At 67.2% G+C, this 13,354-nt stretch carries 9 protein-coding genes and 2 pseudogenes; 2 read left to right on the plus strand and 9 right to left on the minus strand.

The window, feature by feature from the left end; translation table 11 throughout:
* Window positions 1–370: 370 nt before the first annotated feature.
* The 5 genes from DZA62_RS17125 to DZA62_RS17145 form a co-directional block, all read right to left on the minus strand.
* Window positions 371–2,341, minus strand: coding sequence for a twin-arginine translocation signal domain-containing protein (locus tag DZA62_RS17125; RefSeq protein WP_198663873.1), 1,971 nt, complete (start codon window positions 2,339–2,341; stop codon window positions 371–373).
* Window positions 2,342–2,425: 84 nt separating this feature from the next.
* On the minus strand, window positions 2,426–3,289 hold the full coding sequence (locus tag DZA62_RS17130; RefSeq protein WP_116950143.1) for a carbohydrate ABC transporter permease: 864 nt from the start codon (window positions 3,287–3,289) through the stop codon (window positions 2,426–2,428).
* Entirely contained in the window at window positions 3,279–4,208 is a 930-nt protein-coding gene (locus tag DZA62_RS17135; RefSeq protein ID WP_198663874.1) for a carbohydrate ABC transporter permease, read from the minus strand. Before DZA62_RS17135 ends, DZA62_RS17130 begins: the two co-directional genes overlap by 11 nt.
* 5 nt (window positions 4,209–4,213) lie before the next feature.
* Window positions 4,214–5,506 (minus strand): ABC transporter substrate-binding protein, encoded by a 1,293-nt coding sequence (locus tag DZA62_RS17140; protein WP_157987728.1) that lies wholly within the window; start codon window positions 5,504–5,506, stop codon window positions 4,214–4,216.
* Between the two features lie 76 nt (window positions 5,507–5,582).
* Entirely contained in the window at window positions 5,583–6,617 is a 1,035-nt protein-coding gene (locus DZA62_RS17145; RefSeq protein ID WP_116950145.1) for a LacI family DNA-binding transcriptional regulator, read from the minus strand.
* A gap of 124 nt (window positions 6,618–6,741) precedes the next feature.
* Here DZA62_RS17145 and DZA62_RS17150 point away from each other — a divergent pair, with 124 nt between their 5' ends.
* The gene (locus DZA62_RS17150) at window positions 6,742–8,352 is read left to right on the plus strand and encodes an FAD-dependent oxidoreductase (RefSeq protein WP_116950146.1); all 1,611 of its coding nucleotides are present in this window, start codon (window positions 6,742–6,744) and stop codon (window positions 8,350–8,352) included.
* Window positions 8,353–8,368: 16 nt separating this feature from the next.
* On the opposite strand, the gene DZA62_RS17155 is transcribed toward DZA62_RS17150, so the two are convergent.
* Both DZA62_RS17155 and DZA62_RS17160 read right to left on the minus strand, forming a co-directional pair.
* Entirely contained in the window at window positions 8,369–9,403 is a 1,035-nt protein-coding gene (locus DZA62_RS17155) for a LacI family DNA-binding transcriptional regulator (protein WP_116950147.1), read from the minus strand.
* Window positions 9,404–9,417: 14 nt separating this feature from the next.
* Window positions 9,418–11,886, minus strand: a complete 2,469-nt coding sequence (locus DZA62_RS17160) for a glycoside hydrolase family 2 protein (RefSeq protein WP_116950148.1) — start codon at window positions 11,884–11,886, stop codon at window positions 9,418–9,420.
* A gap of 69 nt (window positions 11,887–11,955) precedes the next feature.
* Between DZA62_RS17160 and DZA62_RS37615 the strand changes: the two are divergent.
* Window positions 11,956–12,069: pseudogene (locus DZA62_RS37615) on the plus strand (IS21-like element helper ATPase IstB); the annotation flags it as partial.
* Here the strand turns inward: DZA62_RS37615 and DZA62_RS37620 are convergent.
* Both DZA62_RS37620 and DZA62_RS17170 read right to left on the minus strand, forming a co-directional pair.
* Window positions 12,059–12,212: pseudogene (locus DZA62_RS37620) on the minus strand (Gfo/Idh/MocA family oxidoreductase); the annotation flags it as partial. The pseudogenes DZA62_RS37615 and DZA62_RS37620 overlap by 11 nt on opposite strands.
* A gap of 605 nt (window positions 12,213–12,817) precedes the next feature.
* On the minus strand, window positions 12,818–13,243 hold the full coding sequence (locus tag DZA62_RS17170; protein ID WP_116950331.1) for a winged helix-turn-helix transcriptional regulator: 426 nt from the start codon (window positions 13,241–13,243) through the stop codon (window positions 12,818–12,820).
* Window positions 13,244–13,354 lie beyond the last annotated feature (111 nt).

Raw genomic sequence — 13,354 nt, forward strand, 5'->3', positions numbered from 1 at the left:
TGTGCTCCCCGACCGCGCCTTCGACGCCTTCATCCGCCGCGCCACCCGAGTACCGTCATCCTGACCTCACCCGAGCCCGGCGCAGCGACCGACGCCGCCGCGGCGACGCACGCTGTTCGTCGCGGTCGTCGTGGTGCCGCTCGCCGGGCCGGCCATCCTCGGGGTGTCGTGCTGCTGGCCACGCGCTCGTGACGCGACGTCATCCCATCGAGGGCGCAGACGCTGACGTACTTCTTCTTGCGGCCCTTGCCAGTGCTCTCGTTGGTCGTGGTCTTGGGCTGCTGCTTCACGGTGGACTGCTTCACGACTCCTACTGCTCCGGTCGCTCCGGGCCGACGGCGAGCAGCCGTTCGCCGCCGGCCGAGCGGCCTCAGCTCACCGGCACGACGCGTAGATCGACAGTGAGCGTCCCGGAGAAACTGATCGTGAGGATTCGGTGGGTGCGATTGCCCAAGTACGACCTGTCCATCGGCGCGTACTTCGCTTCGCGATCCGCTCCCCAGTCGATGATGAACCGCATGCCCCCACGGGTGAGGGTGAGCCCGCGGGTGACGGTGATCGTCTCCTGCCCGTAGGGCGCCGGCGTGCCGTTCGCGAAGACCACCTGGTCTCCGGTCCCGATGATGAGGGGGATGCGTTCCCGGGAGGCGCCCGGGGTGGTCAGCACACGCCTGATGCCGTCCGGACGGTGCGTCACGTCCGTCGTCACCGCACCGTCTGCTGTCACGTACCTGGTGGTGAACACTCCCTTGTGCCCCGTCAGCGCATCCGGGGCGATGACGGCTCCGCGAGGTGTTGATCCGAAATGATGGGTCGCGGTCACCGGCCCGCGTGACGAGGCGGTTCCGACGGTGTCGGCGACGGTCGTCCAGTCGTCCGGACCCGTGCTGTTGACCGTCAGCGCGAGCATGCCGGCGACAGGGTGCCAGAACGCGTTCGTCCCCATCCGCTGGAGGGAGTTCGGCCGCACACCGTAGACGGCGGCGGTGTAGTACCCGGGCCGCCGGACGAAGACGTACTGCTGGTCGAGCGTGCCCTTCCGCAGTTCGGTGAACGTGCTCTCCTGCCGATAGCGCAGAGCAGCGGTTCGAGCGTCTCGCTGCGCACTGGTCACTCCGAGAGGGGACTGCGGGACGTGCATGTACAGCCGCGGAGAGGAGTCCTGCTTTCGCCGCGGGGCGACCGGTGCGATCGACGCCGCCCACGCGTTTCGTGCGTCGGTCTTCTCCTCCGAGCTCACGAAGAACGCGCCGAGCGCCGGCACGTGAGGCAGCAGGGTCCGCGCGAGCGCGCTGCGGTCCAGATCGTCCTCAGGGGTCGTGACGAAGGTCGGAACGATGTTGCGGGCGCTGGTCGCGGAGAGGATGAATCCCTCGTTGCGTCCAGGTTCCATGACCACGACGTAGCCGAACCACGCGGCGAACCGCTCCGCGAGCTGGATGATGGCCGGGTCGGGCAGTCGCTGGTACAGCGCGCCGAGGTCGGGCAGCATCACCTCGAAGTTGTACCCGGCGTCGGGGGCGAGCGGCTCGTGGAAGAACCCGGCAGGCGCCTGACCGTCCTGGAGGATGATCTGCAGGCGATTCGGCACCGATGCGCTGACGGCCGGTTCACCGAGGATGTGCGCGGCTTCGACCACACCGGAGAGTCCCGCGACGACCTGGTTGACGAACTGCACCGGTCGGTTCCAGTGCGGACGCGAGGTGTCGACGAGCCACGCGGAGCTCTTGCGAATGGCATCGCGGATCTGCAGACGGCGGTCGTGGAGCTCGCCCGCGGCGCGGAGGTCCCGGAGCGTCGCGGAGAGCGCGACGGTCCCGAAGCCGGTCGGCGACAGGTGGTGCTCGGTGGGTGAGTACTCCGGGTAGGACCCGTCAGCATGCTGCAGCGAGAGGTAGTAGCCGAGGGCTGCGTCCAGACGCCCCAGCAACGCGGGGTCACGGTAGTACGGATTCCAGGGCCGGTCGTTGGCGTAGAACCACGACAGCGTGGCGACATGCTCCATGATCCGCGCGTTGTACGGCTGATTCGGAGTGCGCTGCCAGCCGTCCTCCATCCACCCGTAGTTCGGAGCGACGTCTCGCACGCTGTTGGCCAACGGTGCGACGATCATCAGGTACGCCGCGAGGACCTGCTCGTTGGGGGCGAACCGGCTGCGTACGGGCTGCCCCGCCGGGAGCGGTGCGACCAGTGGCAGCACCGTGCCGTCCGAGGTCGCCATCGCCGGCGACGCCTCGGCGTTCGCGATGGCCATCAGCGCTGCCGCGGCGCCCGTCCCCACCAGGAAGTTTCGTCGGCTGAGCGCTGGCAGCATCGGCGGACGTGCCTCGTCGTCATGCATCATTCGACTCCTTCGTCTCGTGATTGGACTGGTTCGTTTCAGCGGTGGCGCCCGGCCCGCGCCGCCACTGAGGGCGTGCTCAGATCACCCCTTGATTCCTGTCTGCGCCAGGCCTTGCACGAACTGCTTCTGCGCGATGAGGAACACCACGAGGATCGGAACGACGGTCAGTGATGCGGCGCCCAGCTGCGTGTTCCACATCTGCTCTCCGTAGAAGTCCTGGTATCGGGTGATCGCGAGCCCGAGCGTGAAGTTCTCGGGAGTGCGCAGGAAGATGAGCGCTTCGAAGTACATGTTGAAGCTGCGCAGGAACGCCATGATCCCGACCGCGGCGATCGCCGGCTTCGCGAGCGGCAGGGCGATGCGGAAGAAGACGCCGGCTCGGCTCACCCCGTCGAGCCTGGCCGCTTCCTCGTACTCCTTCGGAAAGGAGAGGAAGTGCTGCCGGTAGATGAAGACGGACACCACCGACGTCGGCCCGAAGATCGGCAGGATGATCAGCGGCCAGTGGGTGTCGTTGAGACCCATGGCGTTGACCGCCGTGAAGATCGGGATGATCGTCACCTCGGTCGGCACCATCATCGCCGCCAGCATGAGCGTGAACGCCGCGTTGCGCAGCGGGAAGCGGATGCGCGCGAACGCGTAGCCCGCCATCGCGGACAGCAGGATCGACGACACCGTGACGATGGCCGCGATGTACATCGAGTTGCCGTACTGCTGGAGGAACGGCTGCGCCGTGAACACCTGCGCGAAACCGTCGAGCGTCCACTCCCGCGGGAGCAGGGCGGGCGGCTGGACGAAGATCTCGTTCGCGGGCTTGAACGACGAGAAGAACATCCACAACGTGGGGTACAGGAACGGCAGGGACAGCACCACGAGCAGCGCGTAGAGCGTGATCGTGGTGACTCTCGAACGATTGCGATCCGCTCGCGCCGCGTCAGACCTCATCGTGCACCCACCGTCGGCGCGTGGTCCACTGCAGCATCGTCAGGGCCAGGATGATGGCGAAGAGCACCACCCCGATCGCACTGGCGTACCCGAACTGCTGACTGATGAAGGCCGTGCGGTACAGGAAGAACGGCAGGACATTCGTCGTGTCCCCCGGTCCTCCCCCGGTCAGCAGTTGTACGGGCGCGAACACCTCGAGCGAGCCGATGGTCGTCAAGATCCCGGTGAGCAGGATCGTCGGCGCGATCATCGGCACCGTGATCGACCGGAACGATCTCCACGGGCCGGCGCCGTCCAGATGTGCGGCCTCCCGGATCTCTTCGGGAACGCTCTGCAGCGCGGCGAGGAACAGCACCATGTTCATCCCGACTCCCTTGAACACCTGCACCACGACAAGCGAGATCAGCGCGGTGGAGGGGTCAGCGAGCCAGTTGGGCCCGTCGATGCCGAGGATGGCCAGTGCGCCGTTGATTCCTCCGTCAGGCGCGAGAAGGAAGCCCCATGTCACGGACCAGGCGACGACGGACACCACGACGGGCGAGAAGAAGATGGTACGAAACCCCGTGATGCCTTTCATCCGCCTGTTGAGAAGGACGGCGAGGCTGATGGCGATCACGAGGTTCAGTACGAGGACACCCGCGCTGAAGAGCAGGCTCGCGATGATCGACGCGGAGAACGTCGGATCGGCGACGAGGCGGTAGTAGTTGTCGAGTCCGATGAACTCCATCTCGCCGGTGAGCGGGCGCCACTCGTTGAAGCTGTACCAGATGACGAAGATGAAAGGAACGACACCGAGGACGATGACGCCGAGGACCTGGGGCGCGACGAAGGCCACGCCGAGCCAGCCGTTCCCGCCTGGACGGGGCCGCCGGCTCGACACGGCTCTTCTGCCCTCCGCCCTGAAGGTGCGTGCGGTCACTCGGGTCAGCCCTCGAGCGTCGGCGAGATCTGCTCGCAGATGCCGGTGACGGCGGTCTCCACGTCGCCGCCGGCCCACACGGGGTCGAGTCCGGCGCGAACCTTGTCGGTGAACTGCGAGAGCACCGGGTGCTGCGGCTTCACCTGAGCCTCGGGGACCACGTCGATGATGGCCGTCTGGATCTCCTCGGGCGTGAGCTTCGGCGCGGCCTGGGAGAGCGTCTCCACGTTGAGCAGCGACGCGCGGGGCGGCGGGAAGAACTGCGAGAGGAGCTCGGCGTTCGCGGGGTTCGTCAGGTAGGCGAGGAACCCGGCCGCCTGCTCCTGGTGTTCGCTGCGCTCCAGCACGCTCACGCCTGCCTGCCCGACGATGGGGTGGTAGCCGTCCGGTCCCGCCGGGAGGGGGAGGAACGACCACTCGAAGCTGTCGTCGAGGCTGCCGGACTGGCTGAGCTGGGCGACGCTGAACGCGACGTCACCGCTCGCGAATGCCGCCGGCGCAGCGTTCCCGGACACGGCCGGGATGGCGCCTCGCGCGATCTGGTCCTGGTACCAGGTGAGGTAGTCGACCATCTCCGGCGACGCGAACTCGCACGTCGCGCCGTCCTCGGACCACGGGGCCGCGCCCCAGGCGTTCCCGAGCATGGTGACCGCGCTCCAGTTGGTGGTGGTGAAGGTCGGCACGTTCAGGCCGGCCGCCCCCGTCGCGCCGTTCGTCGCCGCCGCGACATCGGTGATCGTCGCCCACGTGTACTCCGGCGTGCCGACGAGGGTCGTCACATCGGGCTGGCCGGCGGCCGCCAGCAGGTCCTGGTTGACGTAGAGGGCGAACGGCGAGTTGGAGAACGGATATGCGTAGACGCCGCCGTCGTCGTCCTGCCAGGGCTCGAGCGCGGCGGGGAGGATGTCGTCGAGGTCGTACCCGTCGACGCCCTCCAGAGTGTCGCGCACGTCGTGCAGGATTCCGGCGTCGACGAACTCGGGGCCGCTCGCTTCGGGGATCCAGGCGAGATCGGGCACGTCGCCGCCGGCGATCTGCGTCGTCAGGCCGGCGATGTAGTCCGGGTTGGTGACCGGCTCGAACGTGATCGATGCGACTTCGTCGCCGTGCTCCGCCGTGTAGGCGTCGCCGATCTCCTGCAACAGCGCCAGGTGGTCCTCATTCGATGACCAGAGCGCCATCTTCAGATCGACCGGGCCCGACGCGCTGGAGTCGCCGCCGCCCCCGCATGCGCTGAGGGACACGGCAAGAACTCCGGTGAGCGCGATGGCGGCCCCTCGGGATCGGGTAGCTCGCATGAAGTACTCCTTCGGACTCATGACGCGCCTCATAGCACGCACGCTGAGCGAAAAAGTACCAGAGCTACCGAGAAAATCAAGGAGTATTTTCGAGATGTTGCGGCGGAGCTGTCGAGTCGCGGACGATGAGCTCGGTGGCGAGGTCGGTATGGAATGCGGGGGGCGCCGCGCCGAGCAGGAGCTTGTGGGCGACCTCGACCGCGTACGAGCCCATGGCCGCCGACGGCTGCCGGATGGTCGTCAGCTGCGGCGCCGTCATCCGCGCGACGAGCTGGTCATCGAAGCCGATGACGCTGAGATCCCGCGGGACCGACAACCCGGCGCGCCGAGCCGCCTCCAGCACACCGGCGGCCTGAGCGTCGCTCGCAGCGAAGATCGCCGTGACCCGATCCGACCGGCTCAGGAGTTCCTGGGCGGCCCGCAGTCCCGACTCGTAGGTGAAGTCGCCCTCGTCGACGACGTCGGCGCCGGCCTGGATCCCGGCAGAGGCCAGCGCGGCGAGGTGGCCGTGCTTGCGGGCGATCGACGCCTGCGTGTCCGCCACGCCCCCGAGGAAGCCGATGCGCCTGTGCCCGAGCGCCAGCAGGTGCTGCGTGGCGGCCATCCCGCCTGCGAAGTTCGTCGCCCCGACCGAGTACGAGTCGCTGTCCGGCAGCTGGTAGGTGTCCACTTCCACGAGCGGGACGCCGTTCTTCGCGAGCTGCGCCCGCTCCTCCGTCCGCAGCCGGGACTTCAACGCGATGACCGCCGTAGGGCCGTTGCGCTTCGTGCGCTCGACCCACCCCGTGGCAGGCAGGCCGTCGGGGAGGTCGAGGAGGACGAGCTCGACGCCGGCTTCGTGCGCCGCCTGCATGGTGCCGCGCAGGATCTCCACGGTCAGCGGCGACGACATGCTGGAGCTTGCGAGCACGACCAGCACCGTGGCCAGGTCGCTGCGGGAGCGCTGCTTGGGTGACAGGTACTGCTTGTCACGCAGGACGGACTCCACCCGCACCCGGGTGTCGGCGGCGACGTCCGGCGCCCCGTTCACGACCTTCGACACGGTCGAGATCGAGACACCCGCCGCGCCCGCCACCTCGGCAAGCGACGGTCGACGCTCCTTCGCGCCCATAGGCACCCCTTCGGTTCACTTCGAGTCCATCGATCCTACGGCGACCGCGTCGCCTCTAGGGATTTTACTTGCATCCCATCGGGAAAAGCTCCTAGAATTCTCGGGAAACGAAAGGTGCTCTCCCGTGACGCAGCAGCAGGCCGACCTTCTCATCATCGGCGGCGGAGTCGGCGGCGTCTCCGCCGCCCTCGCCGCATTGCGCCGAGGCACATCGGTGATCATGACCGAGCAGACACCTTGGCTGGGGGGACAGCTCACAGCGCAACTGGTGCCCAGCGACGAGCACCGGCGCATCGAGACGACGGGCCGCAACCGCAGCTACGCGCAGTTCCGCCACCTCATCCGCGAGCACTACCGGACCTACTACCCGCTGACCGCCGCGGCACGAGCCGACGAGCATCTGAACCCGGGTGCGGCGTGGGTCAGCCCGCTGAGTGTCGAGCCCAAGGTCATCCTCGCGGTGCTCCACAGCCTGCTGCGCCCGTACGAAGCGTCCGGGCAGCTGACGCTGATGCTCGACACCACGCCCGTCGCGGTGCACACCGACGGCGACCTCGTCAGCGCCGTCGTGGTTCGCGACCGCGACGGGAATGGTGTCGAGCTCACCGCACCGTTCGTTCTTGACGCGACCGAGCTCGGCGACCTGCTGGAACTGGGCGGCGTCGAGTTCGTCACCGGGCGTGAGAGTCACGCCGAGACCGGTGAGCCCGGAGCCCCGGAGACGGGTGACCCCCTCGACATGCAGAGCGTCACGTGGTGTTTCGCGGTCGAGCATCGTGACGGCGAAGACCACACCATCGACCGTCCGGACGACTATGGCGCCTTCCGTGACTGGCGCCCTCCACAGCTCGCGGGCGAGAAGATGCTGGGGTTCCGCCGAGCCGCCCACGACGGATCGATCGCCCGCGAGTACACGCTGAACGTGAACGCGGACGACGACCCGTTCGCCATCGACGTGGATCATCGCAACATGGGCGCGGCTCCCGAGCTGTGGAACTATCGCCGCGTCGCCGCGCGGCGTCAGTTCGAGGGCGGCGCGTACGAGAGCGACATCGTGATCGTGAACTGGCCCATGAATGACTACGCCGGTGGGCCTCTTTTCGGCATCGAGGACGCAGCAGCGCACTGGGACCGCTCCAAGGCGCTCAGCAGGTCGCTGCTCTACTGGCTGCAGACGGAGGCCCCGAGGCCGGACGGCGGCGCCGGGTGGCCGGGCCTTCGACTCACGCCGCGAGTGACGGGAACCGCGGACGGATTCGCGATGATGCCGTACTTCCGGGAGTCGCGTCGCATTCGGGCGCAGCGCACGATTCTCGAGCAGGACTTCGACCGGGACCTTCGCGACGGCCGGGGGGCGGAACGCTATCCGGACACGGTGGGCGTTGGACACTACTACTGGATCGACCGCCATGCCACGACCGGCGGCAGCGCCGGCGGCGGCGGGCTGCCGGAGCCGTTCGAGATACCGCTCGGCGCACTCCTGCCGCAGCGTGTGCGGAACCTGCTACCGGCCGCCAAGAACATCGGCACCACCCACATTTCGAACGGCAGCTACCGGCTGCAGCCCGTGGAGTGGTCCATCGGTGAAGCGGTAGGCGCACTCGCCGCATACTGTCTCGACCGCAAGATCGAGCCGGCCGCGGTGAGCGCCGACTCGCGCGAACTCAGGGACTTCCAGAACGACCTCGAACGAGGTGGCGTGCAGCTGCGATGGGACCCCGCCCTTCGGTGGTAGCCCAGCCACCCGAAGATCAGGTCTCGACCGGCGCCGGCCCGGTCGAGGCTCTGACCCGCAGAGTCGGCGTCGCATCCTGAAAGGCAGCCGGCTCGACACCGTCGATGACGTCCAAGAGCCGGCGTGCGGCGTGGGCCCCGAGGGCAAGGACATCGTGACCGAGGGCAGTCAACGACGGCGTCACCAGTTGGCAGAGCAATGAATCGTCCCAGGCGACGATGGAGACGTCGCCTGGAACAGAGAGCCCGAGATCGTGCGCGGCGGTGAGCGCTGCCACAGCCATGACGTCGTTGTCGAACAAGAGCCCAGATGGTGGGCGCGAAACAGACAGCACGGTCCGCGCCGCGTCTGCTCCGGAGTCCAGCGAGAGGTCAGTTCGTACGATGTCGTGTTCGATGCCGACAGCCTGCGAGGCACTCTCGAAGGCGGCATCTCGGATGACCGTATAGGCGTACCGACCGGGAGCGGCGAAGCGGGTGATCCTGCGATGACCGAGAGACACAAGGTGCTCGACGGCCTGCTGCGTCGCCGCCGCATCGTCGGTCCACAGCGACGTCAATCCAGCTGCCTCGCTCGGGTCGCCGACGACCACGGCCGGTGCGCCTATCTCTTTCACCAGTTCGACGCGGGGGTCGTCGGCGATCACGTCGGTGAGCAGCACGCCGTCGACGCGTCGCGACATGTGCCATCTCCGGATCGCTTCGACTTCCGCGACTGCGGTGGGTGCCACTTCGAGCAGAAGCCCCATCGAGCGTGGGGCGAGGGTAGCTTCCACACCGGCGATGAACTGCATGTAGAACGGCTCGACTGCCAGGTCGCGTGGATCTCGCGCGAGCACCAGCCCGATCGTCCCCGACCCCGCACCTGCCAGAGACCGCGCGGCGCTCGCGGGTGACCAGCCGAGCCGGGCCGCCACGGCGAGCACCCGTGCGCGAGTGTCCAAGGACACCCCGGGCCGGCCGTTGAGGGCGTAGGAGACGCTCGCCGTCGACGTCTGCGCCTCACGGGCGACATCGGCGATGGTGACCCGAGGCCGCGAAGTGCTCGTCATCGATGCTGGCTCCCTTACTCCGAATCGACGATATCCCTCAGCGACGCGACCACGAATGGCGCCCGCGCTGATAGAGCGTCGAGGGGCTCCGCCGCGCGAACTCGGAAGACCGCCGTCTCACCGGGCAGCACGGTGGTGAAGCCTCTGTCGACGGTCGCGTCTGGGTGGATCCGGTCCGGCTGGACGAGCACATCGCGCGCGAGATCAGTCGAGGAGACGGCGATGTCCAGCCCGTCTGCGACCGGACTGATCGTGATCCCCAGCGAGGTTTCAGTTCGTCGAACGTCCGCCGGCGATGCGAAATGCCAGATCGCTCGCCGATCGTCCGCTGTCGCCACGATGAACTCCGCGCCAGAGTCCGAGGTCTTGGAGACCGCCGGCGGCACCATGATGCGGGTCACCGACCGCGGAGGCACCGAGAGAGGTATCGATTCTTCCGAGACGGACTCACCGTTCACGCGATGCCGCGCAAAGTGCACCGTCGTGCACCACGAGGCGTCGTCGTCGTTGATGGCGCAGAAGTCCAGTCGCCCGCCGCAGGGCTCAATGGTCACCACTCGGGGTGCGTACATGTCGCGCAAGGCGAAGTAGAGCGGCTTGCACCGCCCGCCGCTGTCAATCGCCGACCACGACGTGACCGGCCACAGATCGTTGAGTTGCCACACGATGGTGCCAGCGGTTCGAGGCCAGTTGGCACGCCAGTGCAGCACGCCGGTGCGAACTGCTTCAACCTGCATCCACTGAGTCGCCAGATGCCACCGGTCGAAGTCCCGTGTCACTGGGAGGTGTCGAGCGAGGTTACGCGCGAGCTTGGCATGCCCGTCGATGGCTTTCTGGTGATGGCGCACGTTCTCGGAGTCGACCCGCAGCTCAGGATCGGTGACCGCATCACGGAGCGTCCGCCATGCGGCAGCACCCTGCCAGCCGAATTCAGACACGAAGCGCGGCGAGCTGTCGCGGTAGACCGCGTAGTCGTCCTCGTTCCACGCATCCCACGAATGGAAGGTCTGGTGGTCGGTATCGTTCGGATCGTGCGCCCAACTTCCCGACCACGGGCTTCCCTCCGTGTAGGGCCGCGTCGGGTCGAGATCGCGGAGAACACTCGGAAGCCACTCCAGGTAGTACCGCTCGCCCCATGTGAGCTCACCTCCGGGTTGCCCCGCCCAGTCCTTGTCCAGGCGCATCCAGAGGTTTTCGTTGTTGCCGTTCCAGATGGCCAAACTGGGGTGTGCGCTCAGCCGCACGATGTTCTCGTGGGCCTCAGCGAGCACCTCCGATCTCAGCGGTTCCTCTTCGGGGTACGCGGCGCATGCAAAAAGAAAGTCCTGCCACACAAGCAAGCCGAGCTCGTCGCACGCCGCATAGAACTCGTCACTTTCGTACACTCCCCCGCCCCACACCCGGACGAGGTTGACCTGAGCGTCGGCAGCCTGAACCAGGCGCGCGCGGACGCGTTCAGCGGGAACAGTGCCGGGAAACACGCTTTCGGGAATCCAGTTGACGCCCTTGATGAACAGGGAGCGTCCGTTCACTGTGACGACGAAGGGGGTGCCGTTCTCATCGGGCTCGCGGTCGATGGTGACCGTTCGAAAGCCGACACGAGTGTGATGGGCATCCAGCTGCTCTTTCTCGGACCAGAGCGAGATGTCGACCGGGTATAGCCGCGGCTCTCCGAGACCTCGCGGAAACCAGCGTTCCACGTTCGCGACCGCGACGACCACGGTCGCCGACGATGCGCCGGGCTCGACCTCCGCATGTACGGCTTGGCCGGCAATCTCTACCTCGAGGTGGAGCGTACGCGTCCTCCCCGAGTCGGCCCGCTCGACGTCGATGTGAGCGGTGAGAATCCCGGTGTCCTCAAAAACATCGACCAACGGGCGGACTGCTGCGATCCGTGCCGTGTTCCAGGCCTCTACTCGAACGCCTCGCCACAAGCCGCAGGATGGGAGCGTCGGCCCCCAGTCCCACCCGAAACTGCTCGCCATCTTCCGGATGAACGCGAACGGCTGCTGGTACGCGCTGGGACGGGCGCCCAGTGTTCGCTCCCAATGTTCTGCCTCGGTGTACGCAGACGTGAAGCGGACATCGACCATGTTCGCCTCGGTCACGACCGACGTGACGTCGAAACGGTAGGAGCGATGCATGTTCCGGACATTCCCGACCGTTCGCCCGTTCACCGAAACAGACGCGACGGTGTCCACGCCGTCAACGACGAAGTCGATCCGCTCGGCGTTCGCGACCGGCCCGAACGTGCGGTTGAGCCGCCAGTCGGCCCGTGACACCCATGCGACCGCTTCTTCATTCCGGTCAGCGAGCGGATCTGGGATGATGCCCGCCACCTGCAGATCCGCATGGACCGCTCCAGGCACCTTCGCATCGATGGTCTGGCCGATGAGTTGGCGACCTTCGATCGGCACAGGTGTGGGGCCATCCGTGTCGATTGTCCAGGACCAGCGTCCTGTCAGATCGAGAGTCGTGAGCATGGTGGTTCCTCCGGCAGGGAGCGTTCGGTGACGAGCCACGAACTTAAGCGCTTAAGCTTACGGGATTCTACGCTCGTCAACGAGCTCGTCGATGCCGCAGACGAGAACCATCTCGCCCGCACCAACGCCCGCTACGGCCGCGTCGACCTCCTCTGCATCGAGATCGGCTACATCCCGATGGACGCACCGTCGCCGACACGTCGTCGAGCCGCCAGTTGGCCAGGTCGAAATGGTGGGTGGCCTCGTGCACCAGCGGTCCGCCGGACATGTCCCTTCTCGCGATGCCAGCGCCGGAAGTAGCCCGCTCCGTGCCTGGTATCGAGCAGCCCTCGAAGTGCTCCGACTCTCGCCTGCATGGTGACGCAGCCCGACCTCCGACGCGATGGAAGGTGTTCGCCCAAGTGGTCGGGACACGAGGAAGCAGTTGTGGAGCTGGCGGGCATCGAACCCGGGTCCTCTGAGTCCGCCCACGGAGGCAGAGAGTTGACGGACGTGCGGAGGGCAGAGCGGGAAGATTCCGCCCTGTCCTCGGTGCCTCAGGTCGGATGGACGCCGATGCTGCGTGCTGCGCCGACGCGGCAGTGGCCGCGCGGCGCGGTAGTCCAGCCCGGCCTCGACGGCCGCTGCCACCAGCGGCCCGAGATCGGTGGATCCGTTGTCGATCGCCCGGTTGGCGGGAACGCCCGCCGTCTCGCTCCGACCTCCTGGTGTCAGACACCAGTAGCCAGAGAACCGACCCATCGAACCCGGGACACACCAAGGCCTCCGGACATCCGAGGCGTTCATGACGCCACCGGCACCCACCGAGGACCGATTCGCGCCCAGGATCAGACCGTTGAGCACCGGCATCGGCGGCATCGGCGGCCTCGACATCGCCGCACTCGCCGTTCTCGGTGGCCGGCTGGCCTCGGATCCGAGGTGTGCCGCGGTGTTAGTCGTCGGCGTCGTAGTGGTCGCGGCGGGCCTGGACGGCGTCCATGTGGTCTTGTGCCCAGGTTCTGAGCTGGCGGGTGGTCTGGTGCAGGGAGAGACCGAGGTCGGTGAGCGCGTAGTCGACGGTGACTGGAACGGTCGGAGTGACGGTGCGGGTGATGAGACCATCGCGCTCCAGCGAGCGGAGCGTCTGGGTGAGCATCTTCGGGCTGACGCCTGCTATGAGGCGCGAAAGCTCGGAGTACCGCATGGATGCCGGCGAGCCCGCGTTGCCCGCGCCGTCACCGCCGAGCGCGCACAAGACGAGCACGACCCATTTGTCGGAGAGTCGGTCCAGAAGCTGGCGGCTCGGGCACACGGCCAGGAACGCGTTGTAGGCGCTCTTGGCCTGGTCCCGCCTCTCGGCTGCAGTCGTTGTCGCCACGACGGTCACCTTTCAGACGAGGGCGTAACGCACTTCAAAGTGCGCACTTCCCAGTAGAGAGTTGCTCTCCAAGAATGATGCAGGAGGGATCGGAACGCCACCCTCCTGACT

This window comes from Jiangella endophytica (assembly GCF_003427025.1).
GTDB lineage: Bacteria > Actinomycetota > Actinomycetes > Jiangellales > Jiangellaceae > Jiangella > Jiangella endophytica.